22 protein-coding genes and 1 tRNA gene are annotated in these 25,370 nt (G+C 63.1%); 16 read left to right on the top strand and 7 right to left on the bottom strand.

Going from position 1 to position 25,370, the window contains the following annotated elements:
• The first annotated feature begins 52 nt into the window (after positions 1-52).
• From ABFC66_RS11120 to ABFC66_RS11110, 3 genes are read left to right on the top strand one after another with little or no spacing between them, the layout of a single operon-like run.
• Positions 53-1,420, top strand: coding sequence for an oligosaccharide flippase family protein (locus tag ABFC66_RS11120; protein WP_346741030.1), 1,368 nt, complete (start codon positions 53-55; stop codon positions 1,418-1,420).
• Positions 1,417-2,664: a GNAT family N-acetyltransferase gene (locus tag ABFC66_RS11115; protein WP_346741029.1), complete on the top strand. Its 1,248-nt coding sequence runs from the start codon at positions 1,417-1,419 to the stop codon at positions 2,662-2,664. Before ABFC66_RS11120 ends, ABFC66_RS11115 begins: the two co-directional genes overlap by 4 nt.
• A complete protein-coding gene (locus tag ABFC66_RS11110; RefSeq protein WP_346741028.1) occupies positions 2,648-3,550 on the top strand; it encodes a cupin-like domain-containing protein in 903 nt (300 codons plus the stop codon). Before ABFC66_RS11115 ends, ABFC66_RS11110 begins: the two co-directional genes overlap by 17 nt.
• On the opposite strand, the gene ABFC66_RS11105 is transcribed toward ABFC66_RS11110, so the two are convergent.
• Positions 3,547-5,739: a polysaccharide biosynthesis tyrosine autokinase gene (locus ABFC66_RS11105; RefSeq protein ID WP_346741027.1), complete on the bottom strand. Its 2,193-nt coding sequence runs from the start codon at positions 5,737-5,739 to the stop codon at positions 3,547-3,549. The genes ABFC66_RS11110 and ABFC66_RS11105 overlap by 4 nt on opposite strands.
• A 240-nt stretch (positions 5,740-5,979) precedes the next feature.
• On the opposite strand from ABFC66_RS11105, the gene ABFC66_RS11100 reads away from it, so the two are divergent.
• The 4 genes from ABFC66_RS11100 to ABFC66_RS11085 are packed head-to-tail and all read left to right on the top strand — an operon-like array spanning position 5,980 to position 10,617.
• Positions 5,980-6,564, top strand: a complete 585-nt coding sequence (locus ABFC66_RS11100; protein ID WP_346741026.1) for a polysaccharide biosynthesis/export family protein — start codon at positions 5,980-5,982, stop codon at positions 6,562-6,564.
• A complete protein-coding gene (locus tag ABFC66_RS11095) occupies positions 6,564-7,766 on the top strand; it encodes a glycosyltransferase family 4 protein (protein ID WP_346741025.1) in 1,203 nt (400 codons plus the stop codon). Before ABFC66_RS11100 ends, ABFC66_RS11095 begins: the two co-directional genes overlap by 1 nt.
• Complete coding sequence (locus ABFC66_RS11090) at positions 7,763-9,325, top strand: undecaprenyl-phosphate glucose phosphotransferase (RefSeq protein ID WP_346741024.1); 1,563 nt, start codon at positions 7,763-7,765, stop codon at positions 9,323-9,325. Before ABFC66_RS11095 ends, ABFC66_RS11090 begins: the two co-directional genes overlap by 4 nt.
• An 11-nt stretch (positions 9,326-9,336) precedes the next feature.
• Positions 9,337-10,617 carry an O-antigen ligase family protein gene (locus ABFC66_RS11085; RefSeq protein WP_346741023.1) on the top strand — a complete coding sequence of 427 codons (1,281 nt, stop codon included), beginning with the start codon at positions 9,337-9,339 and terminating at the stop codon, positions 10,615-10,617.
• A gap of 21 nt (positions 10,618-10,638) precedes the next feature.
• Here ABFC66_RS11085 and ABFC66_RS11080 read toward each other — a convergent pair.
• Positions 10,639-10,712, bottom strand: a tRNA-Cys gene (locus ABFC66_RS11080).
• Positions 10,713-10,957: 245 nt separating this feature from the next.
• Here ABFC66_RS11080 and ABFC66_RS11075 point away from each other — a divergent pair.
• The 5 genes from ABFC66_RS11075 to ABFC66_RS11055 all read left to right on the top strand — a co-directional run bounded on the left by ABFC66_RS11075 (position 10,958) and on the right by ABFC66_RS11055 (position 17,642).
• The gene (locus ABFC66_RS11075; protein ID WP_346741022.1) at positions 10,958-11,623 is read left to right on the top strand and encodes a protein-L-isoaspartate O-methyltransferase; all 666 of its coding nucleotides are present in this window, start codon (positions 10,958-10,960) and stop codon (positions 11,621-11,623) included.
• 197 nt (positions 11,624-11,820) lie between these two features.
• Positions 11,821-13,242 carry a TolC family outer membrane protein gene (locus ABFC66_RS11070; RefSeq protein ID WP_346741021.1) on the top strand — a complete coding sequence of 474 codons (1,422 nt, stop codon included), beginning with the start codon at positions 11,821-11,823 and terminating at the stop codon, positions 13,240-13,242.
• A gap of 117 nt (positions 13,243-13,359) precedes the next feature.
• Positions 13,360-14,130 carry a DUF2497 domain-containing protein gene (locus ABFC66_RS11065; protein ID WP_346741020.1) on the top strand — a complete coding sequence of 257 codons (771 nt, stop codon included), beginning with the start codon at positions 13,360-13,362 and terminating at the stop codon, positions 14,128-14,130.
• A gap of 219 nt (positions 14,131-14,349) precedes the next feature.
• Positions 14,350-17,094 carry a valine--tRNA ligase gene (locus ABFC66_RS11060; protein WP_346741019.1) on the top strand — a complete coding sequence of 915 codons (2,745 nt, stop codon included), beginning with the start codon at positions 14,350-14,352 and terminating at the stop codon, positions 17,092-17,094.
• A gap of 92 nt (positions 17,095-17,186) precedes the next feature.
• On the top strand, positions 17,187-17,642 hold the full coding sequence (locus ABFC66_RS11055; protein ID WP_346741018.1) for a hypothetical protein: 456 nt from the start codon (positions 17,187-17,189) through the stop codon (positions 17,640-17,642).
• Between the two features lie 82 nt (positions 17,643-17,724).
• On the opposite strand, the gene ABFC66_RS11050 is transcribed toward ABFC66_RS11055, so the two are convergent.
• Positions 17,725-18,810 carry a Zn-dependent alcohol dehydrogenase gene (locus ABFC66_RS11050; protein WP_346741017.1) on the bottom strand — a complete coding sequence of 362 codons (1,086 nt, stop codon included), beginning with the start codon at positions 18,808-18,810 and terminating at the stop codon, positions 17,725-17,727.
• 156 nt (positions 18,811-18,966) lie between these two features.
• On the opposite strand from ABFC66_RS11050, the gene ABFC66_RS11045 reads away from it, so the two are divergent.
• Positions 18,967-19,716: a tetratricopeptide repeat protein gene (locus ABFC66_RS11045; RefSeq protein ID WP_346741016.1), complete on the top strand. Its 750-nt coding sequence runs from the start codon at positions 18,967-18,969 to the stop codon at positions 19,714-19,716.
• Between the two features lie 19 nt (positions 19,717-19,735).
• Here the strand turns inward: ABFC66_RS11045 and ABFC66_RS11040 are convergent, their stop codons facing one another.
• The gene (locus ABFC66_RS11040) at positions 19,736-20,113 is read right to left on the bottom strand and encodes an EthD domain-containing protein (protein ID WP_346741015.1); all 378 of its coding nucleotides are present in this window, start codon (positions 20,111-20,113) and stop codon (positions 19,736-19,738) included.
• A 94-nt stretch (positions 20,114-20,207) separates the two neighbouring features.
• Here ABFC66_RS11040 and ABFC66_RS11035 point away from each other — a divergent pair, with 94 nt between their 5' ends.
• A complete protein-coding gene (locus ABFC66_RS11035) occupies positions 20,208-21,719 on the top strand; it encodes a M81 family metallopeptidase (RefSeq protein ID WP_346741191.1) in 1,512 nt (503 codons plus the stop codon).
• 4 nt (positions 21,720-21,723) lie between these two features.
• Here ABFC66_RS11035 and ABFC66_RS11030 read toward each other — a convergent pair whose 3' ends face one another.
• Positions 21,724-22,506 (bottom strand): exodeoxyribonuclease III, encoded by a 783-nt coding sequence (locus ABFC66_RS11030; protein WP_346741014.1) that lies wholly within the window; start codon positions 22,504-22,506, stop codon positions 21,724-21,726.
• 265 nt (positions 22,507-22,771) lie between these two features.
• Here ABFC66_RS11030 and ABFC66_RS11025 point away from each other — a divergent pair, with 265 nt between their 5' ends.
• A complete protein-coding gene (locus ABFC66_RS11025; protein ID WP_346741013.1) occupies positions 22,772-23,086 on the top strand; it encodes a hypothetical protein in 315 nt (104 codons plus the stop codon).
• A gap of 17 nt (positions 23,087-23,103) precedes the next feature.
• On the opposite strand, the gene erpA is transcribed toward ABFC66_RS11025, so the two are convergent.
• The gene (gene erpA, locus ABFC66_RS11020; protein WP_346741012.1) at positions 23,104-23,466 is read right to left on the bottom strand and encodes an iron-sulfur cluster insertion protein ErpA; all 363 of its coding nucleotides are present in this window, start codon (positions 23,464-23,466) and stop codon (positions 23,104-23,106) included.
• 145 nt (positions 23,467-23,611) lie between these two features.
• Between erpA and ABFC66_RS11015 the strand changes: the two genes are divergently transcribed.
• The gene (locus ABFC66_RS11015; protein WP_346741011.1) at positions 23,612-24,802 is read left to right on the top strand and encodes a deoxyguanosinetriphosphate triphosphohydrolase; all 1,191 of its coding nucleotides are present in this window, start codon (positions 23,612-23,614) and stop codon (positions 24,800-24,802) included.
• A gap of 65 nt (positions 24,803-24,867) precedes the next feature.
• On the opposite strand, the gene ABFC66_RS11010 is transcribed toward ABFC66_RS11015, so the two are convergent.
• A complete protein-coding gene (locus tag ABFC66_RS11010; protein WP_346741010.1) occupies positions 24,868-25,200 on the bottom strand; it encodes a DUF2946 family protein in 333 nt (110 codons plus the stop codon).
• Positions 25,201-25,370 lie beyond the last annotated feature (170 nt).

Genomic DNA, 25,370 nt, shown 5'->3' with positions numbered 1-25,370 from the left:
CCGCGCCCGGGCATCGTGTGGGCCTGATGCTGATCGAAGGATAATGCTCTCGATGGACGCTTCCGCGCTTCCGCAACCGTTCAGACGACTTGGCGAGACCATCGCGGGCAAGCTCGCCGACGGTCATCTTGCCGACGTGATGCGGGGTGCCGGGCTCGTCATGGCGATCCGGGTCGCTGGCGCCGCCATTGCGCTTCTGAGCCAGGTATTGCTGGCGCGCTGGATGGGGGCCTTCGAATATGGAATCTACGCCTATGTCTGGGTCTGGGTCATCATCCTCGGCATTCTCACTCCCATGGGCTTCGGCACCTCGACCCTGCGCTTTGTGCCGGACTACCGCGTCAACGGAAAATGGCGAAGGCTTGCGGGCATTCTCGACGCATCTTGGCGCGTGGTCTTCCGTCTAGGCATTGCCGTCATGGTGGTAGGCCTCGTCGCCATCTTCGCGCTGCGCGACGCGCTTGAGCCTTATTACGTCCTGCCGCTCATGCTCGCCATGCTCTGTGTGCCGGGCTTCGCGCTTGGCGACACTCTGGAGGGCACCGCGCGCGCATTCGGCTGGGTCGGGCTCGCCTATCTGCCGACCTACATCATCCGGCCGCTCGGTATCGTGGTCGCGGGTGGAATTGTGTACCTGTTTGCCGGGAATCTGACCGGCGTCGAAGCCGTCGCCGGGGCGCTCGGCGCCACACTGCTGACGCTTGCCGGCCAGCGGCTGCTTCTGTCACGCCGCATCGCGCGGACGATCCCGAAGGCCGAGCCGTTCCATCACACGAAATACTGGGTTGGCGCGTCATTGCCGATGGTGCTTTCCGAAGGGCTTTATCTCCTGCTGCTCAACACCGACATCGTTCTCCTCGGCTATTTCGTGAGCCCGGAGGAAGTCGGCGTCTATTTCGCGGCAACGCGGATCGTGAACCTGATCGTCTTCATCTATTTCGCGGTGGCCGCCCGCGCGGTGCCCAAGTTCTCGGAGCTGCATGCGTCGGGCGACAGGCGCGCGCTTCAGATTCTCGTTCACAACATCATCCAATGGATATTCTGGCCGACGCTGGCAGCGGCCGCGCTCATCCTTCTCGGCGGCCGCTTCGCGCTAGGTCTTTTCGGTCAGGATTTCGCGGCGGGCTTTCCGCTGCTTGCCGTTCTGATGCTTGGCTTCATTGCGCGCGCATCGACGGGGCCGATCGAATATCTGCTCAACATGACCGGGCATCAGAACATCACCTCGATCGTCTATGGCGGTGCGGCGGCGCTCAATATCGCGCTGAACCTCGTTCTCGTTCCGCATTTCGGGCTCATGGGCGCGGCCTTTGCGACGGCAACGGCGCTTGCCAGCGCCAGCCTATGCCTCTTCCTGATCGTCCGCCGCCGCCTCGGCATCAATGCCTTCGTTTTTTGCGCCTCGGGAACACCGGCATGAGCAATGTCAAACATGTCGACGGTCATTTCGTCCGGCTGCGCCTGAAAGCGGTGCCCACGGCAAAGGCGGCTCGCACGGAGAGCGATATCACGGTCGTCGAAAGCGCCGATGCGCTGTCGCCCTATCTCGGCGCGCTCGAGGAGATGGCAAGGTCCGCGACGGATAGCAACCCTCTGTTTGAGGGGGCGGCGCTACAGGCGGCCATGAGGCATCTTGCGCCGGCCAATGCGGTCCATGTCGCACTTGTCTGGGGTGAAGCCGGGATCGACGAAAAGCGCGTGTTGATCGGCGCGTTTCCCTATCGGGCGCGGCGCTTCTATCTCGGTCTGCCGATTGCGGTCTGGAGCATCTGGACCCATATACACAGCTTTCTCGCCACGCCGCTTCTGCGTGCCGGGCAGGAGCGGGCGGCGGTCGGAGCTTTCTTCGCCCATGCGGCGCGCTGTGGCGCGCCGCTCATCCGTTTTCCGCTTTTTGAAACGGGTGGCGCCTTCGACACTGCGCTTGCGGCGCTCATCGCGGAGCAAAATCTGCCGAATGTCGAGACCGCGCGGCACGAGCGCGCCTTCCTTCAGTCCGATCTCGACGGCGAGGCCTATCTGGCCGCGCATATGCGCAAGAAAAAGCGCAAGGAATACAATCGTCTCTGGAACCGTCTTGCCGAGTTGGGCGAGCTTGAATTTTCCACGCATGGCGGCGGCGCGGATTTCACTGGCTGGCTCGACGAGTTCCTGCGCCTCGAACGCGCGGGCTGGAAAGGCAAGCGCGGAACGGCATTGGCGGAGCGGCCGGAAGAGCGTGCCTTTTTCGAGGACTTCGCCGGAAGCTGGCACACAGGCGGGAAGCTGCATTGCGCCGAAATCCGGCTCGATGGACGGCCGGTCGCCATGCTCGCGAGCTTTCTCTCCGGCGGTGGGGCCTACAGTTTCAAGATCGCCCATGACGAGGCTTTCGCGAAATATTCGCCCGGCGCGCTCCTTATGATGAAGGTGATCGGCGCTTTCCAGAACGATCCGCACGTCGCATGGGTCGATTCATGCGCGATCCCCAACCATCCGATGATCGATCATATCTGGGCCGAGCGGCGCGGCATTCGCGAGATGAATGTCGCGACTTCCGGCCGTGGCGCCTTGCTGGTCGCCTATACGGCCCGCGCATCGCGTCTGGCCGATCTCGTCTGGGCGAAGGCCCGCGCTGTTTACTACCGCATCCGCAAGGAGGTCGAGCATGAAGAGGCTCATTGAGGTTCTGCCGGGCACCGTCGGCAAGGAAATGCTAACGCGAACATTTCGGCTGAAGCATCAGCTTGCAGGGCATCCATTGTTCGATCTGGACAGGCTCGCGCGGCTCGCGGCATCGCTTCCTGCGGAAAGCACCGAATTCAACGGACCGGTCGCGCCCGATCAGGACCCTAGGCTGACGCCCGCGAACGGGCTGAGCGCTGAGGAAACGGTGCGCCGCATCGAGGAATGCCAATCCTGGATGGTCATCAAGAATGCCGAGCAGGACCCGGAATACAAGGCGCTGCTCGATGCCTGCCTCGATCAGGTGGCGGAGCAGACCGGCGGCGTCATGGGGGGCGCGCGGCGGCGGCAGGCCTTCATCTTCGTGACCTCGCCGAACAATGTAACGCCGTTCCATATGGACCCGGAATACAACTTCCTGCTTCAGATCCGCGGCTCGAAGCGGATGAGCCTCTTCAATCACAAGGACCGGCGCTTCGTCTCGGAGGAAGATCTGGAGATGTATCCGGGCAAGCACCGCAATCTTCCATATCGTGAAGACTTCGAGGCAGACGCCACACTTCAGCACCTTGAGCCCGGCGACAGCATCTTCGTTCCGTTGTTCGATCCGCATTGGGTACAGAACGGTCCGGAGGTCTCCGTGTCGTTCTCGATTACGTGGCACACCGACACATCCGAGAAGCTCGTGAAGCTATCCTATGTGAATGCCGGGCTGCGCAAGCTGGGCTTCCCGCAGCGTCCCGCCGGAGAGAACAAGGCGCTCGATGCAATCAAGGTTGCCGCCTATGACATTGCGCGGCCGCTCTACGATGCCGTGAAGAAGTTCGCCGGCGACCGCCGCAAGGCCGTCGCGCTGTTCTTCGGGCGGGCGGCCGCCGCGAGCTAGGCCGCTCTCGCCGGACGCGCCGGATATTCCTCGATGACGGTATCGGAATAGCGGCGATAGCGGCGCAGGTTGACGCGTGTCAGCAGTACGCCGACGCGGCGGCCGCTGGCTGCCGAGAGCATCTTCAGCACACGCGCGACGACGCGGCGGCTCGTCGAGGCCCAACGCACGACGAGGATTGTGATGTCGGTCATCTTCGCCAGAACCTGCGCGTCGCCGGCGGCCATGGCGGCGGGCGAGTCGATGATGACGTAATCATAGGTCTGCTCCAGCGCCTTCAACACCCAGGCCATCTGTGCGGAGCCGAGCGCCGCAGTCGGATTGGGCAAGGCGCCGCCGGCCTGAACGACATGAGCGTAGCTGCCATAATCCTGCCGGATGACCTGCGCGAAACTTGCCTGTCCGGTGAGAAGTTCCGCAAGCCCCGCCTGAGGCGGCATGCCGAGCGCGAGGTGCACGGAGGGCGCGCGCATGTCAGCATCGATAAGAATGGTGCGATAGCCGCCCATGGCAAGCACGCGGGCGAGGCTCGCGGCGGTCGACGTCTTGCCTTCGTCCATATGCGCGGAAACGATCAGCAAGGTCTTGGCGCGGCGATCGCCGATGCGGGCGGTCAGTACGCTGCCCTGAAGACCGCGAATCGACTCCGCATAGAGCCCGAGAGGCTCGCGCATCACGTCGCCGGCGGGGTTGGCGCGTGGCCCCGCTTCAAGCTCCGGAATAAGGCCGAGAAACGGCATGCCTGTGGCGCGCTCGACCTGCTCGGCGGTCCGGAAGCCGCTTGAGAATGCTTCCATGAGAAAGCTGATAATGAGCGAGAGCAGAAGCCCGGCAACGGTGGCGAGTGTCAGCACGGCGCCGGTCTTCGGGAAGGTCGGCGACGAGGGTTCCTGCGCGCGCGAGACGATGCGCGCATTGGCGGCGCTGGCATCCGCCTCGGCGCGGGCATTGGCTTCTTCGTAGCGCTTCAGAAAGGACTCGAGCAGAGAACGGTTGGTGGCCGCATCGCGCTCAAGGGCCCGAAGCTGAACTTCGTCCTGATTGAGCGTGCCCATATGCGCCTGAAGCTGAATGAGGCTCGAGCGAAGCGAGGCGACACGCGCGGCGGCCACTCGTGCTTCGTTTTCAAGCCCCTGGACGATTTTGTTCACTTCCTTCTCGATCTGGCGATCGAGGTCGGTGAGGTTCGCCTGCGCCTCCATCATCTTCGGATGCGAGGGCAGAAGCGTTTCAGACATTTGCGCGATCTGGGCGCGAAGTGCGACTTCCTGCTGGCGCAGGTTCTGGATCAGGGGTGATTGCAGAACGGCGGCAGACGAATTGACCGAATTGCCGGATGCAATGAGTCCTCGCGCGTTCTGTAGCTTTGCTTCCGCCTCGGCGCGGGCAGCCTGCGCCAGTGTGAGCTGCGAGTTGATATCGGTAAGCTGCTGCTGCGGAACGGTCGAGCCGTTGGTCAGGAAAAGACCTGACTCGCTGCGGAATGTCTCAACGGCGGCTTCGGAGGTCTGCACCTTCTGCCGCAGCTGTTCGATCTGCTGACTGAGCCATTTGGTCGCTTCGCGATTGACGGCGACCTTCTGTTCGATTTGCTGTGCGATGTAGAGTTCGGCAAGGCGGTTTGCGACACGCGCCGCAGTGTCGGCGCTGGTCGATGTGAAGTCGATCGCGATGACGCGCGACGCGCCCTTCTGAAAGACGTTGAGCTGGCCGAGCAGATTGTCGGCAATCTCCGCCTCGTCGGGCGCGCTGCCGCGCACACCTACAAGCGAAAGGATCTGTGCCTTCGCGCCGTCCCGCAGCGAGGGGTTGAATTCCGGGTCGCGGTCGAGATGCAGATCGGCGACGAGACGCGTCAGCAAGGGGCGCGAGGTGAGCAGCTGGATTTCGCTTTGAAGCGTTTCGGCATCCGGCGGCGCGGGCTGATTTTGCGTATCGAAGCTCGAGATTTCGCCCGTGCGCGGTGAGAGCAGGATGCGGGCCTCAACGGTATAGGTCGGCGTCACCGTGGTCAGCCAGAAGACCGCCAGCGCCATGAAGGCGCCAAAGCAAAGGCCGACAAGTTCCTTGCGCGCCCAGATTCCGCGCAGCAGATCCCACGGCGAGACATCGCCGGCGGCCTGGGCGTCGGGCGTCGAGCGGCGCCTGTCGCCGAAGCTGAGGACCGGCATGCCGGGATTGTTGCTCATGCGCTATGCCTGCTGGGCACTCTGCCTGTGTGGCACCGCGTCCGGCACCATTCGTAAGCGGACAGTAGACCGCCGTTTGGTAACGGAAGCCTTAATGGATGAGATCCAATCCGTTCAAAACATGTGCAAATCCGCGCATTCATTGCCGCCGCGCGCGAACTGACGCCTTGTCAATTCCGAAAAATTAACCACTGGGGCATAGGTTCGAACAAAGCAGACAATTTTAGGGATCGCAGGGCCATGGCTCGCCGCGACTTTCATTTCCTGGCGCCTCATCATTTGCTGGTGCTCTGGCTCGGTGTCGCGGCTCTTGCGGGCTGTGCCGGACCGGGTGCGGTCGTGGAGCGGCCTGTCGACGAGGCAAGCGAGCCGTATTTGCTGGACAGCGGTGACAAGCTGCGCGTCACCGTATTCGGTCAGGCCGATCTGAGCGGCGACTTCTCGGTCGACGGCGGCGGCAATATCGCCATTCCGCTCATTCCTCCGGTCGCGGCCCGTGGCCTGACAACCAATGAATTGCAGGCGGCCATCGCTGCGTCGCTCGGCAAGACCTTGCTGCGCAATCCCAATGTCAGCGTGCAGGTGATGGAATTCCGACCCTTCTTCATTCTGGGTGAGGTGCAGAAGGCCGGCCAGTACCCCTATGTGAACGGCATGACGGTGCAGAGCGCCGTCGCCATCGCGGGCGGCTTTTCCTATCGCGCCTATCAGAGCACGGTCCACATCACGCGAAAGCGCGGCGACAAGTTCGTCGAGATGGATGTCGACACCGGCGCTCCCGTAAGGCCCGGCGACACGATCCTGGTCGAGGAGCGCTATTTCTGATGTCCGGCGCCGAGGCATCGAGGACAACGGAAAGCCTGCGTGTCGTGCATTTCCTGCGCGCGCCGCTCGGTGGCGTCCTTCGGCATGTCTGCGACCTCGCTCGCGGACAGCATGAAGGTGGATACAAGGTCGGTATGGTCATGGGCGAAGCACCGTCCGATCCCGTGTCCATCGGCAGGCTGCGTGATGCGGAAGCCGTTTGCGAACTGGGTATCCATGTCGTTCCGATGGACCGGATGCCGGGGCTTGGCGATGTTGCAAACCTCCTGCGGCTGCGGCGGCTGGTGCGCTCGCTCGGCGCGGATATAGTCCATGGGCATGGCGCGAAAGGCGGCGCCTATGCGCGGTTGCTTTCGCGCCGCGCCGGCGGCCTGCGCATTTATACGCCGCATGGCGGCGCGCTGCATTTCGATCCGCAGAGTATGAAGGGCAGGCTCTTCTTCATGGCGGAACGGCTTATGCGCCTTCGCACGGACGGGTTCATCTTCGAATCCGAATTTGGGCTGCGGACGTTCGGAAGGCTCGTCGGCGAGCCGCTGGCGCCCGCTGCCGTTGTGCATAACGGCATCTCCGGGAGCGACTGCGTGCCGGTCACGCCGCGTGCGGATGCGGCGGATTTCGTCTTTATCGGCGAACTGCGCGCGTTGAAGGGTGTCGGAACGCTGATCGAGGCCTTGCATCTGCTCGGGCGAAGCGCACATCTGCGCATCGTCGGCTCGGGCGCGGAGCGCGAAGCATTTGAGCGCATGGCAGGGCAGGCTCCTGCCAATGTGCGAATTGAGTTCATGGGGCCGCTGCCTGCACGAGAAGCCTTTGCATCGGGGCGTGTGGTCGTGCTGCCGTCGCATCATGAATCCCTGCCTTACGTTGCGCTGGAGGCCGCGGCCGCCGGCTTGCCGCTGATCGCGACGCGGGTGGGCGGCATCCCCGAGATATTCGGCGCGGATTCCGTGCGGCTCGTCGAGCCCGCCGACGCTACGGCTCTTTCCGCCGCGCTCGCACATGCGCTTGATGATCCTGACGACATGACTGCGTTCGCCATGCGCCTGCGGGAGCGCGTGTGTGCCGAGTTCTCCGTCGCGCGCATGATTGAAGGCGTGTCGGGCTTCTATCGGGCGGCGCGCGAGCAGGCGTCAAAGCCTCACCGTGGCGCGAAGGAGAGGGTTCGCATCGCCGGATTTCCGGAAGGCATTTCTTCATGAATGGCGAAGGCACTTCCCCCGGCATCAAGGCCGCGCCTACCGATACCGCCATGACCGGGCCCGGCCCTGGCCGCTACGGTCGCGGATGGCGCGAGGGGCAGGTGCGCGAGCCCTCCAGCCTCGGCGAGGAGAGACGCACGCCGATCAGTCCGATGATTTCGCCGTCGGTGATTTCGGGTTCCGTGCGCATTGCCGATGCAGCGCTCATCGCGCTCGCGGGCGTGGGCATGTTTCAGGCCTATCTGGGACCGACCTCGCCGGAATTGAAGTTCATCTATTTTCCGATCGTCTTCGCTGGCGCCTTGATGGCGCTTGTGAGCTTCCAGCTCGCAGGCCTTTATCGCATTCCCGTCCTTCAGCGACCGCTGCGGCAAGGCGGGCGGCTCGTTGCGGCATGGACGGGGGTTGCCGCCGCGTTGCTCGTGACCGGCTTCCTGCTGAAGGTCAGCGATCAGGTATCGCGTGTCTGGTTCGTTGGCTGGTTCCTCACGAGCCTCGGCGCCATGCTGGCCATGCGTGGCGCAATGACCGGTCTGATACGGCACTGGATGCGCGCCGGCCGTCTGGAGCGCCGCGTCGTCGTCGTCGGTGGCGGAGAACATGGTCGGCGCCTGATCGAGGCGCTGCGCGCATCGGCCGAGCCTGACATCAAGATTTGCGGCGTCTTCGACGACCGGCGCGACGATCGGGTGTCGAAGGAGGTGGCGGGCTATCCGATGCTCGGCACGGTGGATGAGCTGGTGCGCTTCGCCCGCTCGAACCGCATCGATCTCCTCATCATGGCGCTTCCCATTTCGGCGGAGCGCCGGGTGCTCGAAATGATGCGCAAGCTCTGGGTGCTTCCCGTCGACATTCGGCTGTCGGCGCTCGACATGCCGCTGCGCATGACGTCGACGACCTATTCCTATGTGGGCAATGTCCCGTTCTTCAATCTCTACGACAAGCCGCTGTCGGATTGGGATTATGTGCTGAAGATGATCGAGGATCGCGTTCTTGCGGCGATATTCCTCGCGCTTCTTTCGCCGCTGTTCGCGATCATCGCCGCGGCGATCAAGCTCGACAGCAGGGGGCCGGTCTTCTTCAAGCAGCGGCGCTATGGCTTCAACAACGAGCTGATCGAGGTCTACAAGTTCCGCACGCTGAGGCATGAGCAGACGGACGCCAATGCGGCTCGTCTGGTCACTGCCGATGACGACCGGGTGACGAGGGTGGGGCGCTTCCTGCGGCGGTCGAGCCTCGACGAATTGCCCCAGTTCATCACCGCGCTGAAGGGCGACATGTCGATCGTCGGGCCGCGCCCCCATGCGATCCTCGCCAAGGCGGGCGACGAGCTTTACGGCGATGTCGTGGATGGTTATTTCGCGCGCCATCGCGTGAAGCCCGGCATTACCGGCTGGGCGCAGATCAATGGCTGGCGCGGCGAGACGGACACGCGCGAAAAAATCCTGCGGCGCACTGAGCACGATCTCTACTACATCGAGAACTGGTCGTTGCTGCTCGACCTTTACATCGTCGCGCAGACGCCCATCGCCATGCTGCGCGGCGAGAATGCCTTCTGATGGATGGCGCCATGAACGGTTTTGCCATCGACACTCATATGCCCATTGCCTCCGCCGCCAGCCGATGGGGGCGGCGCATCGGAGAAATCGCTCTCTTCCTCGTCATCGTCGGGAGCTTCTATCAGAAGAGCAAGGCGGGCGAGAGCCAGCCGGTGCCCTATGATCTTCTGCTCATTGGCTGCATGGCGCTCTTCTTCCTGCTCGGCCTCAAGCTGCCGCGGGGCATGGCCTGGCCCGCGCTTCTGTGGGGGCTGGTGCTCATCGGCTATATCCTCGGCGGCGTTTCGGCGCCCTATATGGACCTGGTGCAGGATGCGCTGACGGTCAGCGGCTATCAGGTCTGCGCCTTCATCTTCTTCTCGTCCTTCGTCTACGAGGACCCCGGCAGGCGTTTGCCGCTTCTGCTGAATGCGTGGGCTATCGGCGGCGTCATCGTCTCGGTCATCGCCATCGCGGCCTATTTCGATGTGATGCCGAATGCGGACGACTATCTGGCGATGGGGCGCGCGACAGGCACCTTCAACGATCCGAACGTCTTCGGGCCCTTCCTCATTCCGCCGACGATCTATCTCGCGCAGCGGCTCAGCATGGCGCGGAGCATGCGGGCGCTGTTGCTTGCGCCCGGCGTCGGGGTTCTGCTTCTCGGTGTGTTCCTGAGCTTTTCGCGCGGCGCATGGGGCTCGCTCGTCCTCTCAAGCGCAGTGTTTCTCGGCCTGACGCTCGCGACGTCGAAATCGGCCCGCCAGTCGATGCGGCTGATCGTCTCCGCGGCGGTGATGGGCGTTCTCGTCGTCGGCATGCTCGCGGCGGCGCTTTCGACTCCGCAGGTGCAGGCACTCTTCAAGGAGCGAGCCATGCTCGTTCAGGATTATGACGTCGGCGAGCAGGGCCGCTTCGAAAGCCAGAAGCGCGCCTTCGTGAAGACGCTCGAAAATCCCCTCGGCCTCGGACCCAACCAGTGGGCGAAGCTGAACAGGCTGGACACACATAACGTCTACCTGCACGTGCTGGTGGCAGGCGGCTTTCTCTCCGGCCTGTCCTTTATCGGCTTTGTGCTTCTGACCTTGCGGCGGGGCTGGCGCACCTCGTTCGTCGCGGGCCCGGGCCAGGAATATCTGATCGTCGCCTATGCCTGCGTGGTCGGCCACATGGCGGAAGCCTTCATCATCGACATCGAGAACTGGCGCCACATCTATCTGCTCTTCGGCATGATCTGGGGCGTGATTCTCGCACGCAAGGCAGGCGGCGGAACGCGGCCGGGCTCATTGGCTCACAACAGCCGGCAACGCTGAAACGTCATGCAGGGGAATATCTGGAGGCCACGCCCGGAATCGAACCGGGGTAAACGGATTTGCAGTCCGGCGCGTAACCACTCCGCCACGTGGCCATCCTAGACAGGCCGGGGTATAGCAACTCCCCGCCAGACAGACAATGCACATTCGAGGCTGATTCACACCGGTTGGGGGGTGTGAGCCTTTCAAAATGGGCCGAGCCGCCCCGCAAGGCGCCTCCGGATCGGTTTTCGCATCGCGAATTGAGTTTGCGGACGGGGAGCCTTATAAACGCGTCCAATGACTCCGCCCGGCGGCCCACAGGGCCCCGGCGGCCCATCTCGCCTCAGGATGCCTCCCCATGACCGATTTTGCCGCCGCCCGCATCAATATGGTCGAGAACCAGGTGCGTTGTAACGCCGTGACGGATGCCCGGCTGATCGCCGCCATGAGCGCCGTGCCGCGCGAACAGTTCGTTCCCGCCGAGCGCCGGGGCGTCGCCTACATGGATGAAGACGTTCGGCTCGACGAAGGGCAGGGCGCCGGACGCTACCTGATGCAGCCCCGCGCCTTCGCGAAGCTCGCCCAGCTGGCCGACGTGCAGGAAACCGACCATGTTCTCGATATCGGCGCCGGCACGGGCTATTCGTCGGCGGTTCTCGCGCGCCTCGCCAAATCGGTCGTTGCGCTCGAAGTCGATGAAGCGCTGGCCGCAGCCGCCTCGGCGAATCTGGCCGAAGCGGGAGCATCCAATGTGACGGTGGTGACCGGCGGTCTCGGCGACGGCTATGCGAAGGCCGGTCCCTACGACGTGATCTTCCTCAGCGGTGCGACGCCGGCGGCACCGGAGAATCTTCTGAGCCAGCTCAAGGATGGCGGCCGTCTGGTCGTCGTCACAGGTCAGGGCCCCGCGGCGCATGCCCGTATCTTCATTCGTGCCCATGGCGCGGTCAGCAGCCGCGTTGCCTTCGACGCCAAGGTGCATGCCCTTCCAGGCTTCGAAGTCGCGGAAAGCTTCGTCTTCTGAGCGGCGGCCCGGAGCGGAGGTGCCAAACCTCGCAAAGCTCCGATTCGTGAGTGATAACAGCAATTTGACAGTAAAAGCCCTGTGCTCAACTGACACTTGGCCGCGACCGATCATATCTGTACCTTGCCGGAACTAGATCAGATACCAATCGCGTTTGCGTAGAGGGGCTCGGCCCCGCTTTGCGGAGAGGCAAAACGATGAAACGATCCCTTGGGGCTTCCGTGAAGCTGATGGCTCTCGGCGGTGCGAGTGCGCTGGCCTTGACGGTCATGGCGCCTTTCGCCTCGGCTGAGAACCTCGTGGATGCGCTATCCGCGGCCTACCAGAGCAATCCCGATCTGCAGTCGCAGCGCGCGCAGCAGCGTGCGACGGACGAGCAGGTGCCGCAGGCGCTCGCCGGATGGCGCCCGACAGTGACCGCGCAGGGCACCTATGCCGCCACGCGCTCGCGCGCGAATCTCAAGGCGCCAGCCGGTGCGAGTCTCGACGCAAATTCCCGTCCCCTGACCGGCAGCGTGACGCTGAGCGAGAACCTCTTCGCGGGCGGCCGTACGGTCAATTCGACGGCGCAGGCCGAGCACGTGGTCGAGGCCGGACAGAATTCGCTGCTCAGCGCCGAGCAGGCGACGCTGCTGAACGCGGTTGCCGCCTACATGAATGTGATCCGCGATCAGGGCGTCGTCGATCTGAACAAGAACAACGTCGAAGTGCTGAAGCGCCAGCTCGAGCAGACGCAGGACCGCTTCCGCGTCGGAGAGCTGACGCGCACGGACGTCGCCCAGTCCGAAGCTCGGTTGAGCGGCGCGAAGACCGGCCTTCGTCAGGCAGAAGCGCAACTGACCGCGAGCCGCGCCTCCTACGAAAAGATCGTGGGGCATGGTCCTGCAGATCTCGTGAAGCCGGCGGCGGTGGCCAATCTGCCCCAGAGCGAGGATCAGGCGCGCGCCTATGCGGAGCGCAACAATCCCGACCTCAAGGCCGCGCGCGCGAGCGAGGCCGCGAGCCGCGCTGCCGTTTCGGTTGCCAAGGGCGCGCTGCTGCCGACCTTCGACGTTCAGGCGCAGTACCAGTATGCGCGCGATCCCTCGTCGAGCGCGCTGTCCAGCGCGACCGTTCGGACGAGCGACGAGAGCTCGATCATGGGCGTGCTCACCATTCCGCTCTATCAGAGCGGTGCCGAATATTCCAAGGTCCGCGCCGCGAAGGAGCAGGCGAGCGCCGCCCTGATGCAGATCGCCTCGGTGCAGCGTCTGGTCGACGAGGCCGTTCGCGACGCATGGGAACAACTTCTCGCCGCGCGCTCGAACATCGTTTCGAGCCAGGAGCAGGTGAAGGCGAACGAGATCGCGCTGGAAGGCGTGAAGCAGGAAGAGCAGGTCGGATCGCAGACCACGCTCGACGTGTTGAACGCCGAGCAGGAACTGCTCAACGCCCGCGTCACTCTCGTCAGCGCGGAACGCGATGAGGTGGTCGCATCCTACAACCTGCTGGCAGCGACGGGGCAGCTCACGGCCCGTCAGCTTCAACTGCCGGTTAAATATTATGACCCGCAGGTGAATGCCGACGAGGTGCGCGACAAGTGGATCGGCTTCGGCACCGCCGGGGACGACGGGCAATAAACGCGTTATTTAACTACGTTTCCTGACCGGGGCATGTTGGCTTTTGCTGTCAACATCTCCTAAGCTTTTGTCTGGTAAGCAGGTTGAAGTAGCGACCGAGGACTGGCAGGACGCAGTATGAGCAATCAAGGCCCGGCACAAGAACCGACAATGGAGGAGATTCTCGCCTCCATTCGCCGGATCATCTCCGAGGATACGGGCAGTAACGAGGCAGAGGAGGTGGCCGAGGCGACCCCGCCGCCGCCGCCCGCGCCCGTTGAGGAGCCTCTGGAGCCCGAGTTCGAAGAAGAATTCGAGGCGGAAGAAGAGGAATTCGAAGAAGACATCCTCGAATTGACCGAGCCGCTGTCCGAGGACGAACCTCTCATCGAGGCGAGCGCGCCGCTGTCCGAGCCGGTCCCCCTGTCCGAGCCGGTCTATGCGTCCGAAGCGGCTTATGCGCCGGAACCGGTCGCTGAAGCCGAGCCGGAATATATTCCTGAACCGGTCTATGCAGAACCCGCTCCGGCGGCTTATGAGGCGCCGCACATGCCGCATGAGCCGGAGCCCGCTGCCGAGCCGATTTACGACGAAACTGACGAAGACATTGCTTTTGGCGAGCCCGTGATGAACGCGCAACCGACTCCAGCTCCGTCCTATACCTCCCAGCCTGCAGCCCCGGCTCCGTCCGGCCTGTTGTCGAGCGACGCCGCCGGTGCCGCTTCGGCGGCTTTCGGGGCCTTGGCCAGCTCGTTCATGAGCTCGTCCGGCACCTCCCGCACGATCGAGGATCTGGTCGCGGACCTGCTGAAGCCGATGCTGAAGGAATGGCTCGATCAGAACCTGCCGCCGCTCGTGGAGCGGCTGGTACGCGAGGAAATCGAGCGCGTGGCCCGCGGCCACCGCTGACGCCGCCTGCCTTCGAGTCCGGAGCCTTGCGGCGGTCTCCCTGAAGGGCCCGCCGCTTTAGGCATTTGGCCGGGCTGGCGCGTTTTGCCCTGCTTTCGGCGCTTGGCCGGGGGCGGCACCTGCTGTAAGACGGCGGTATTCCGCGCCTTTAGTTCCCAATTTTCCGGCCGGAGGCCCCCGAAAAGTGCCCCGCGCCGAACTCCCCCCGGACCCATTCCCATGCTCGAGAAGACATTCAGCCCCAAGGACGTCGAAGAACGCCTCTACCGCCAGTGGGAAGAGAGCGGCGCCTTCAAGGCGGGCAACCCCGAGCGGGTGGCGGCGGGCGCCAAGCCCTACAGCATCGTCATTCCGCCGCCGAACGTCACCGGCAGCCTGCATATGGGCCATGCGCTCAACAACACGTTGCAGGACGTGTTGATCCGCTTCGAGCGCATGCGCGGCAAGGACGTGCTCTGGCAGCCGGGCCTCGACCATGCAGGCATCGCGACCCAGATGATCGTGGAGCGCCAGCTCGATGCCGAGGGGAATATCCACCGCCGGGACATGGGCCGGGACGCCTTCATCGAGCGCGTCTGGAAGTGGAAGGGCGAATCGGGCGGCAGCATCATCAACCAGCTTCGCCGCCTCGGCGCCTCCTGCGACTGGAGCCGCGAACGCTTCACACTTGGCGAGCGCGGTGCGCCGGACGAGCAGATGGTGCGCGCCGTCACCAAGGTCTTTGTCGAGCTGCATGCTCAGGGCCTCATCTACCGCGACAAGCGGCTGGTGAACTGGGACCCGAAGCTCCAGACGGCCGTTTCCGATCTCGAAGTCGAGAACATCGAGGTGAAGGGCAATTTCTGGCACTTCCGCTATCCGCTCGCCGACGGCAAGACCGTTCGCTATCCGAGCGAATTCGACGAGGAGGGCAAGCCGACCGCATGGGAGGATCGCCCCTACATCATCGTTGCGACCACGCGCCCGGAAACCATGCTGGGCGACACCGCCGTCGCGGTGAATGCGGAAGACGAACGCTACAAGCACCTCAAGGGCGCGCATGTCATCCTGCCGCTGGTCGGCCGCAGGATTCCGATCGTCTTCGACGAACACGCCGACCCGACGCAAGGCTCGGGCGCGGTCAAGATCACGCCCGCACACGACTTCAACGACTTCGAAGTCGGCAAGCGCCACGGCCTGCCGCAGATCAACATTCTGACGGCGGACGGCAGGATCAATGACGAGGCGCCCGCGGCCTATCGCGGCCTCGACCGCTTCGACGCGCGCAAGAAGATCGTTGCCGACATCGAGGCGCTGGAACTTCTCGACCGCATCGAGCCCAAGACCGTCATGGTGCCGCATGACGAGAAGTCGAAGATGACGGTGATCGAGCCTTATCTCACCGATCAGTGGTATGTCGACGCGGCAACGCTCGCGAAGCCCGCAATCGCGGCGGTCGAGCGCGGCGAAACGACCTTCGTTCCGAAGAATTGGGAAAAGACCTATTTCGAATGGATGCGCAACATCCAGCCCTGGTGCATTTCGCGCCAGCTCTGGTGGGGTCATCGCATTCCCGCCTGGTATACCGAGGATGGCGAAATCTTCGTCGCGCATAGCGAGGAAGAGGCGCAGGCCGCCGCCGAAAAGCATTACGGCAAGAGCGTCGCCCTGAAGCGCGACGAAGACGTGCTCGACACCTGGTTCTCGTCGGCGCTCTGGCCGTTCTCGACGCTCGGCTGGCCGGACGAGACGCCGGAGCTGAAGCGCTATTACAAGACCGATGTGCTCGTCACCGGCTTCGACATTATCTTCTTCTGGGTCGCCCGCATGATGATGATGGGCCTGCACGTCATGGACGAAGTGCCGTTCCGCGATGTCTACATCCATGCGCTGGTCCGCGACGAGAAGGGCCAGAAGATGTCGAAGACGAAGGGCAACGTCATCGACCCGCTGAAGCTGATCGACGAGTACGGCGCGGATGCGCTGCGCTTCACGCTGGCGGCGATGGCCGCGCAGGGCCGCGACATCAAGCTCGCGACGAACCGCGTCGAAGGCTATCGCAATTTCGGCACCAAGCTCTGGAACGCGGCGCGCTTCTGCGAGATGAACGAATGCGCACGTATCGAAGATTTCGATCCGGCCCGCGTTTCGCAGACCGTCAATCGCTGGATCGTCGGCGAGGTTGCGCGCGTTGCGGCCAAGGTCACGGAAGAAATCGAAGGCTACCGCTATAACGAGGCGGCGGGCGCGATCTACCGCTTCGTCTGGAACGTGTTCTGCGACTGGTATCTCGAATTCATCAAGCCGCTTCTTCTGGGAACGGATGAATCCGCCAAGGCCGAAACGCGCGCCACGGCGGCCTGGGTGCTCGACCAGATCCTGCTGATCCTGCACCCCTTCATGCCCTTCATGACCGAAGAGCTTTGGGCTACGACGGCGGGGCCAGCCCGCAAGACTCTGCTCGTCATGGCCGAATGGCCCAATCTTTCGAGCCTTGGCAACGCGGAAGCCGACGCCGAAATGGGCTGGGTCATCCGCCTCATTTCCGATGTTCGCTCGGTGCGCGCCGAAATGAACGTTCCGGCGGGCGCGAAGATTCCGCTGCTCATCAAGGGCGCTTCGCAGGAGAGCCTGGAGCGTCTCGCGCGCCACAAGGACCTGATCCTGCGCCTTGCGCGCCTCGCCTCGGCCGACACGTCGGAGACGGTGCCCGCGGGCTCGCTCCAGCTCGTTCTCGATGAAGCGACGGTGCTTCTTCCGATTGCGGACTTCGTCGACCTCAAGGCTGAGACCGCCCGCCTGGCCAAGGAAATCGGCAAGCTCGAGGGAGAGATTGAGAAGCTCGCGGCGAAGCTCGCCAACGAGAAATTCGTCGCCTCGGCACCGGAACATGTCGTGGAAGAGCAACGTGAACGGAAGGCCGAGGCCGAGGCGGCCCGGGCAAAGTTTGCAGACGCACTAAAAATGCTCGATGGGGCAGTCTGAATTTCGGTCTACTGAGTAGTTGCTTATCCAGGCGCTCCGGCGTTAGCATTTCCCTGGGCTGGCCGCATATGCGGCATTTACTGGGGAAATTTATGAAACGCATCCTGATTCTGGGCGGCGCCATGGTGGCGCTCGCCGGTTGCTCGACCGTGGTCGAAGGTACTTCGCAGCGCATCAGCGTGAATACCACGCCACCTGGCGCCGCCTGCGAGTTCACGCGCCATGGCGAGAGCCTTGGCAAGATCGATCCGACGCCGGGTTCGCTGAAGATCGACAAGACCAAATACGACATCATGATCGAGTGCTCGAAAGAGGGCTATCAGAAGGCGAGCTACGTCAATCATTCCGACGTGGCCGGAGCGACGGTCGGCAATATCATCCTTGGCGGCGGCATCGGCTGGGCGATCGACTCGGCGAGCGGCTCGGACAACAAATACGAGCCGACCGTGAACATCAATCTCGCGCAAAACGGCGCTTCGGCCGCCGTCGAGCCCGCGAAGCAGCCGCCGTCCAAAATCGTCGACAAGGCCGCTGCGCTTACGAATTAGGACTGTGAGCCCGTTGGGGGGCTGAGCGCAAAACAAAGGAGGCAGCCCGCGGGCTGCCTCTTCTCGTTCCTGAGTCTGAAAATCAGCTGTCGAAGACGATGACCGAACGGGCGAGTTCGCCGCGCTTCATCTCGTCGAAAGCCTCGTTGATCTGTTCGAGCTTCAGGCGACGCGAAATCATTTCGTCGAGCTTGAGCTTGCCCGCCATGTAGAAATCGACGAGGCGCGGCATGTCGACGGGGAAGCGGTTCGAGCCCATGAGCGAGCCCTGGATTCTCTTCTCGCCGAGGAAGTCCGCGCCGTGAAGTTCGATGTTCACGCCGACCGGGATCATGCCGATGATATTCGCCGTGCCGCCGCGCGCGAGCATTCGGAAGGACTGCTCGGCCGTCTGCTTCATGCCGATGGCCTCGAAGGAGTGATGGACGCCGCCATTGGTCATGTCCATGACCTGCTTCACGGGGTCGCCATCTTTCGGATTGATGACGTCGGTCGCGCCGAACTGTTTGGCGAGGTTGAGCTTGGAGCCCTGCATGTCGATGGCGATGATGCGGCCAGCGCCAGCGATGGCCGCACCGTTGATGGCCGCGAGGCCGACACCGCCGCAGCCGATGACGGCAACGGTTTCACCGGGGCGCACATTCGATGTGTGGATCACCGCGCCGACGCCGGTCGTCACCGAGCAGCCGATGAGCGCGGCGCGGTCGAGCGGCATGTCCTTGCGGATCGAGACGCAGGCATGCTCGTGAATGAGCATGTATTCGGCAAAGGACGAGAGGTTGAGGAACTGGTTCATCGTCCCCGCATTCTGCGAGAGGCGCGGCTCCTCTTCGGCCTGACGCTTGGTCTCGGGGCTGACGCAGCGCGACATGTGGCCCGTCAGGCAATGCTCGCAATGGCCGCAATATGCCGAGAGGCAGGTGATGACATGGTCGCCCGGCTTCACGGTATGGACTTCGGAGCCGACCTGCTCGACGACGCCTGCGCTTTCATGCCCGAGGACCGCCGGAAGCGGATAGGGATAAGAGCCTTCGAGGAAGTGCAGATCGGAATGGCAGACGCCTGCGGCAACGGTGCGGATCAGCACCTCATGCGGGCCCGGCTTGTTGATCTGAACGTTCTCGATGACGAGGGGCTTCTTTGTTTCGCGTAAGACGGCAGCCTTCATTTGGTCCTCCCGGAGCGGCCTGTTTACCGGCCTGTTATGAAGCGATGGTGGCCTGCGGGGGCGGCCCGGGTCAATGGGCGAAGTCGCCGCGTTTCGGGGGCTTTGCAAGCCCGGGCTTTGTGCGAGAATGGCGGCCCCTTCGCCGGAGTTTCCTCGATGTCCCCACGCCAGAAATTTGCAGCCCTTATCCTCTCGCTGGGACTTACGCTCAGCGCTGCGGGCACGGTTCATGCCGAGCCGACGGCGGCGGCCAACGCGATGTTCAATGCGGGCGTCGAGGCCTTTCGCGCGGGCGACATCACGGCGGCGGTCGATTCCTGGTCGCAGGCCGCGAAGGGCGGTCATGGCATGGCCGGTTATCTCGTGGCGCGGCTCTATGAGCAGGGACGCGGCGTGCCCCAATCCGATGGAACGGCGTTCCATTACTATCTTCTCGCGGCGCAGGCTGGGAATGCGCAGGCCGCGGACAAGGTCGGCCTCGTCTATCGCAACGGCAACACGGTCGTCGGTGTGAAGCGCGACTACCAGAAGGCCTTCAAGATGTTCGAGATGGGCGCGCTCGCGGCCTGGCCCGACGCGCAATATCACCTTGCTGACATGTATCGCCGCGGGCTCGGCGTTCCCGTCCAGCGTTCGGAGAGCCTGCGCTGGCTCATTCTCGCCGCGGAGAAGCGTCATGTGCTGAGCCTTCTGGAGCTTGCCCGGGTCTATTTCGATGGCGAAGGCGTCCATCAGGATCGCGTGACGGGATGGTCGTTCCTCGATCTGGCCAACCGCTTCGCCGAACCGGCCAATGCGGGCCGCGTGAATGCCGCCATGACGAAATATTCGGGCCGCATGCGCGATGGCGAGAAGGAGCAGGCAAAGGCGGTCGCCGACGACTGGCTGGCGAAGCACGAGGGCTGACCGCCTTCGCGAAGGCGCCCTAGCCGAAGATCACCTTTTCCTCGCCAAACCACAGCGGCGATTTCGAGAAGTCGATGAACTTTGCCTCATCCTCGAGAAGCGCCCCGCCTGCCGCGCGCGCTTCGGGCGTGTCGGTCATGAGATCGTCGAGGCTGTTCCACCAGAGCTGCGCCACGCCGTCATAGATCGCCGGGGCCGCTTCGATGCTCCCTGAACGAGCGGCGCGGAGCGCGTCCGCCATGGCGAAATCGCCTGTGTGGAGCTGGACATAGCGCTGGATTTTCAGCGCCTCGCGATGCCGCGCGACGAGCGGCGCATGGTTGTTGAACCAGTAATGCTGGAATTCCTCTCGGGTCATGCCAGGCTTGCGCGTGAGGCAGAATGTAAGCTTGATCATCGGTCCTCCCTTTTTTCGTTTCGCCATTCTACGATGGCGGACACCGGCCCCACGAGCGGCCGGCATGCCGGATTTCGAATGAGGCGTTGAGCACATCATGCGTATAGCAGTCGGCGGCTTTCAGCACGAAACGAATACCTTTGCGCCGTCCAAGGCGCCTTTCGCGGCTTTCGAGCAGGCTGATTCATGGCCGAGCCTGCAGAAGGGCCCGAAGCTGCTGACGACCTTCAAAGGCATGAACATACCGATTGCCGGATTTATCGATGCGGCGGAAGCCAGGGGGCACACGCTGCTGCCGCTCGTCTGGTGTTCGGCCACGCCATCGGCGCATGTGACGGAAGAGGCTTACGAACGTGTTGTCGAGATGTTGCTCGATGCGCTCGGCTATGCGGGCGACGTGGACGCCGTCTATCTCGATCTTCACGGCGCGATGGTCACGGAACATCTGGAGGACGGCGAGGGCGAGCTGCTGAAGCGTGTCCGCGCGGCAGTCGGTCCGAAAATTCCAGTCGTCGCGAGCCTCGATCTCCACGCCAATGTCACGGCGGAGATGATCGAATATTCGGACGTGCTGATCGCCTATCGCACCTATCCGCATGTGGACATGGCGGAAACGGGCGCGCGGGCGGCCACCCATCTCGAAGCGATGTTCTCTGGGCTACCGCGCCAGGCGAAGGTGCTGCGGAAGATCGACTATCTCATTCCGCTCACCGCGCAATGTACGCTGGTCGAGCCTTCGGCAGGCATCTACCGCGACGTGGCGGCGCTTGAAGGCGCGGTTCTGGGGAATGGCCGCGTGAGCACGGTTTCTTTCGCTGGCGGTTTTGCGCTCGCCGACATCAGGGATTGCAGCCCGACGGTCATTGCCTATGCCGATACGGAAGCGGCTGCCAGCGAAGCCGCCGACAGGATCGCCACGAAGGTCAATGGCAGCGAGAGCGCCTTCCGCGAAAAGCTGTGGTCCGCGCATGACGGTGTGGCTTACGCAATTGCCAATGCAGGCGAGGGCGGTCCGATCATTCTCGCCGATACGCAGGACAATCCCGGCGCGGGCGGCAATGGCGATACGGTCGGCATTCTGCGCGAGCTGATCGCGCAGGATGCTCAACGCGCGGCGCTTGGCGTGCTCTTCGACCCCGAGTCAGCGAAAGCCGCGGCGGTTGCGGGCGAGGGCGCTCGCGTTCGCCTGCAACTCGGCGCGAAGACGGGGGCCGCGGACGAAGAACCCGTCGATGACGAGTTTGAAGTGGTCCGCATCACCGATGGCGAATTCCTGGCGACCGGGCCTTTTTATGGCGGGTCGCGCATGTCGCTCGGAACCACGGCGCGGCTGCGAAAGGGCGGTGTCGAAATTGTCGTCGCCTCCCGCAAGGCGCAATGCGCCGATCAGGAAATGCTCAAGCACACGGGCATCGAGCCCGCAAAGCTCGGCATCCTCGTCGTCAAAAGCTCGGTGCATTTCCGTGCCGATTTCGGCCCGCTCGCCCGCGAAGTGCTCGTTGTCGAAAGCCCCGGCCCCAACACAGCCGATCTTTCGAAGCTCCACTACAAGCATCTGCGCAAGGGCGTGCGCGTGATGCCGCTCGGCAAGCCTTATTCGGGCTGACGCCTCAGAGATCGAACTCCGCCCAGATCGGCGTGTGGTCGGAGGGCTTCTCCCGGCCGCGCGGCTCCTTGTCTATGTCGCAGGCCTTGAGCTTGTCGGCGGCCTGCGGCGAGAGCAGCAGATGGTCTATGCGAATGCCCTTGTCCTTCGGCCAGCAGCCTGCCTGATAATCCCAGAACGTATAGCGGTGCGGCTCTGTGTGGCAGGCGCGGAAAGCGTCCGTAAAACCCAGATTGAGCAGCTCACGGAACTTCGCCCGCGACTCCGGCTGGAAAAGCGCGTCGCCTTCCCATGCCTTCGGATCGAAGCAATCCTCCGGCATCGGGATGACGTTGTAATCGCCGGCAAGGATGAGCGGTTCCTCGTATTTCAGAAGCTCCGTTGCATGGGCGATCAGGCGATCCATCCAGGCGAGCTTGTAGGAAAATTTCTCGGTGCCGATCGGATTGCCGTTCGGCAGATAGATCGAGGCCACGCGCATCGCGCCGCCATCGACCGAGATCACCGCTTCGAGATAACGCGCATGTTCGTCGCCGTCATCGCCGGGCAGGCCCGGGATCGCCTCGTCGATGGGATGCTTCGAGAGAATGGCAACGCCGTTGTAGGTCTTCTGCCCGTGGAAGACGACGTTGTAGCCGAGGTCTTCGATGTCGCCGCGCGGGAACGTCTCGTCGGTGCACTTCGTCTCCTGAAGGCAGACCACGTCGGGCTTTGCCTCGCGGAGCCAATCCTTCAGATTGCCGAGGCGGGCCTTCAGCGAATTGACGTTGAACGATGCGACTTTCATGAACTTTCCTCGGACCACAGACTGACGCGCCTCATCGCATCATATAGGCAAGATGCATACGGTCTGTCGAACCTTGTTGCGCCGCAATCTCGCATGCGCACAAAAAATACCAGTATATTCATGGTAATTGACGCGAGGCGTTCGAGGGCTCAGCATTGTCGTCAGTAACAATCCCTGGGGGAGGGAGTCGGAAGTGGTAACTCGTGCTGTGGTCGCAAGACCGAAAGACCGTCAGCTGGCCCGCGTGTATCAGGCGCCAGCACACATGACGGAGCGTTGCTTCCTTAGTGTGATCGGCATTCTCGCCGCTTTCATGGCTCTGGTTCACGGAATGCTGGCCGTGCAGTCGCTGCCGCCATTTGCGGCCGAGCAGGACATCAATGTTTACTGGGCGGTTGCGACGCTCGGCGTATGGATTCCCGCCATTTGCCTCTTCTGCTCAATTCTCGGCGTGATGATCCGTGGCTGGACAACGATGACAATGCTCGTCCTGTCGCCCGTGGTATCGATCGGCGCCTATTTTCTCTATAGCTATATTCTGACGAATCCGTCGGCGGTGCAGTTCGCCTTTGGAGGCTGAGGGTAGCTGGAGCTGGCTCAGACCGAGAAGGATGTCCCGCAGCCGCAGGACGCAGTCGCGTTCGGATTGTGAATCTTGAACGCCGAACCGATGAGATCGTCCACGAAGTCGATTTCCGAACCTTCGAGATACATCACCGAAACTGAATCGATCAGCACCGTCGCGCGGCCGTTCTGGACGACGATGTCGTCGGCGGCGCGATTGTCGTCCAGCGTGAAGCCATATTGAAAGCCGGAGCAGCCGCCGCCTGAAACGGAGACGCGCAGCATCACGCCTTCATCCTCGCCGGCGAGAATCTCGAGAATCCGCTTTGCAGCCCGATCGCTCAGCGTGATGGGCTTGCCCGTGCCGGGAAGGATTTCGGTCAGCGTGTCGCTCATTCGGGTCTACTCCAGCCATATCCCCACGGGGATTGGGCTTTTACTCTGGAACGATACTAAGTATAGCCTATCGGACATGTAATCGTCGTGGGTGAAGATTTAAACCCGCGTCAGCCATTCGGCCACCAATCGGGGACGTAGTTACTTGTCGCTTTCAAACCCAGCCGCGACCGCCCCATACGCAACGCTGGCCGAAGCGAGCCGGGGGAGGCTCCACTCCGAGCCCGACAGCGCGACGCGCACGGCCTTTCAGCGCGACCGCGACCGCATCATCCATTCGGTGGCCTTCCGCCGCCTCAAATACAAGACGCAGGTCTTCGTCTATCACGAGGGCGACAACTACCGGACGAGACTGAGCCACTCTCTGGAGGTCGCCCAGATTGCGCGTTCGATCAGCCGGGTGCTGGGCCTCGACGAAGACCTCGCCGAGACATTGGCGCTGGCGCACGACCTCGGGCACACGCCGTTCGGCCATGCGGGCGAGGTGGCGCTGGATGCCTCTATGGCAGGCTTCGGCGGCTTCGATCACAACGCCCAGACGCTTCGGATCGTCACCAAGCTCGAACATCGCTACCCGGAATTCGACGGGTTGAACCTTTGCTGGGAAACGCTTGAAGGCCTCGTCAAACATAACGGCCCGCTGCTCACGCCGAACCGGACGATGGCGGATCTGCCGAGAGCGCTTGCCGAATATGCCGATACGCAGGATCTCGAACTCGCGACCTATGCGGGACCGGAAGCGCAGGTCGCGGCGCTTTCCGACGATATCGCCTATGACAATCACGACATCGACGATGGGCTGAGGGCAGGGCTCTTCACCATCTACGATCTCATGGCCCTGCCGCATGTCGGCGACATTTTCCGCGCGGTCATCGACAAATATCCCGGGCTCGAAACGAACCGCGTCATCCATGAATCCGTGCGCCGCCTCATCGGCAGCATGATCGGCGACGTCATTGCGGAAACCAGATCGCGCATCGCGGCGGCAAAGCCGCAGTCGGCGGCCGACGTGCGGGCGCTTGATCGGCCGCTCGTCTCATTCTCGCGCGAGATGAACGAGAACAACGCGACGCTGAAGGAATTTCTCTTCACGCGCATGTATCGCCACTATCGCGTCAACCGCTCCATGAGCAAGGCGAAGCGCATCGTCCGCGATCTCTTTGGCCTGCTGCACGCTGAGCCCGATCTGCTTCCTCCGGAGTGGCAGCAAGGTTGCGATGGGGCGGGCGGCTTCAAGACCGCGCGCCGCGTCTGCGACTACATCGCCGGCATGACCGACAAGTTCGCCATCGAGGAGCATCAGCGGCTCTTCGATCTCGACGATCCGCGCGCCTGAGATTCGGCAAATAAAAAGCCCGCAAGCGAGGCTTGCGGACCCGAAAGCGCCAGGCAACAGGCGCGTCAGACCGGAGGCCCACGCGGGTTCGACGCGCTGGTGACATGCGCCTGGGCGGACTCGGCGCCGGTCAGCACGTTGAGGAGGATCGTCCAGGAGGGAGAGGCGACGCTCAGCGCCGAAACGGCGAGCGCAGCGCAATGATGAAGGCAGGAGAACTTGCAGTCCTGATGGCCCGAATTCGCCGGATGGACCGGCTTGCCGTTCCCATCGATATAGACTTCGGTCGCCACTCCGCCGGAGCAGATGATGGTCTTCATCAGACCGGCGACGTTGGGCCCGGAAATCTCGTAGGCCGTCGGCACGACGACATGCAAGAAGATCGCAAGAAGCGCCACCCCGGCCATCCGGTACCGGATAGTCTGGAGAAGGTCGCTGCCGCGATATGCCCCACCGATTTGCATGTGATGAGACAATCATGTCGCGCGGGCGCGTGAAAGGAGCATTTTGTCGCTAGGGAGTAGCCCTTAAGCCCCGAAGCGACTGGAAAGCGTAAGGGCCAGCCGTT

It is taken from the genome of Parvibaculum sp., from assembly GCF_039680535.1.
Lineage (GTDB): Bacteria > Pseudomonadota > Alphaproteobacteria > Parvibaculales > Parvibaculaceae > Parvibaculum.
This window is presented reverse-complemented; position numbering and strand designations above follow the sequence as displayed.

Excerpts from the sequence above, each read along its gene's own strand:
- ABFC66_RS11055 (WP_346741018.1), top strand. The coding sequence starts at position 17,187 with ATGAAACGCATCCTGATTCTGGGCGGCGCCATGGTGGCGCTCGCCGGT.
- ABFC66_RS11050 (WP_346741017.1), bottom strand. The coding sequence starts at position 18,810 with ATGAAGGCTGCCGTCTTACGCGAAACAAAGAAGCCCCTCGTCATCGAG.
- ABFC66_RS11085 (WP_346741023.1), top strand. The coding sequence starts at position 9,337 with ATGAACGGTTTTGCCATCGACACTCATATGCCCATTGCCTCCGCCGCC.
- ABFC66_RS11115 (WP_346741029.1), top strand. The coding sequence starts at position 1,417 with ATGAGCAATGTCAAACATGTCGACGGTCATTTCGTCCGGCTGCGCCTG.
- ABFC66_RS11060 (WP_346741019.1), top strand. The coding sequence starts at position 14,350 with ATGCTCGAGAAGACATTCAGCCCCAAGGACGTCGAAGAACGCCTCTAC.
- ABFC66_RS11065 (WP_346741020.1), top strand. The coding sequence starts at position 13,360 with ATGAGCAATCAAGGCCCGGCACAAGAACCGACAATGGAGGAGATTCTC.
- ABFC66_RS11120 (WP_346741030.1), top strand. The coding sequence starts at position 53 with ATGGACGCTTCCGCGCTTCCGCAACCGTTCAGACGACTTGGCGAGACC.
- ABFC66_RS11070 (WP_346741021.1), top strand. The coding sequence starts at position 11,821 with ATGAAACGATCCCTTGGGGCTTCCGTGAAGCTGATGGCTCTCGGCGGT.
- ABFC66_RS11075 (WP_346741022.1), top strand. The coding sequence starts at position 10,958 with ATGACCGATTTTGCCGCCGCCCGCATCAATATGGTCGAGAACCAGGTG.
- ABFC66_RS11090 (WP_346741024.1), top strand. The coding sequence starts at position 7,763 with ATGAATGGCGAAGGCACTTCCCCCGGCATCAAGGCCGCGCCTACCGAT.
- ABFC66_RS11110 (WP_346741028.1), top strand. The coding sequence starts at position 2,648 with ATGAAGAGGCTCATTGAGGTTCTGCCGGGCACCGTCGGCAAGGAAATG.
- ABFC66_RS11105 (WP_346741027.1), bottom strand. The coding sequence starts at position 5,739 with ATGAGCAACAATCCCGGCATGCCGGTCCTCAGCTTCGGCGACAGGCGC.
- ABFC66_RS11100 (WP_346741026.1), top strand. The coding sequence starts at position 5,980 with ATGGCTCGCCGCGACTTTCATTTCCTGGCGCCTCATCATTTGCTGGTG.
- ABFC66_RS11045 (WP_346741016.1), top strand. The coding sequence starts at position 18,967 with ATGTCCCCACGCCAGAAATTTGCAGCCCTTATCCTCTCGCTGGGACTT.
- ABFC66_RS11095 (WP_346741025.1), top strand. The coding sequence starts at position 6,564 with ATGTCCGGCGCCGAGGCATCGAGGACAACGGAAAGCCTGCGTGTCGTG.
- ABFC66_RS11025 (WP_346741013.1), top strand. The coding sequence starts at position 22,772 with ATGACGGAGCGTTGCTTCCTTAGTGTGATCGGCATTCTCGCCGCTTTC.
- ABFC66_RS11040 (WP_346741015.1), bottom strand. The coding sequence starts at position 20,113 with ATGATCAAGCTTACATTCTGCCTCACGCGCAAGCCTGGCATGACCCGA.
- ABFC66_RS11030 (WP_346741014.1), bottom strand. The coding sequence starts at position 22,506 with ATGAAAGTCGCATCGTTCAACGTCAATTCGCTGAAGGCCCGCCTCGGC.
- erpA (WP_346741012.1), bottom strand. The coding sequence starts at position 23,466 with ATGAGCGACACGCTGACCGAAATCCTTCCCGGCACGGGCAAGCCCATC.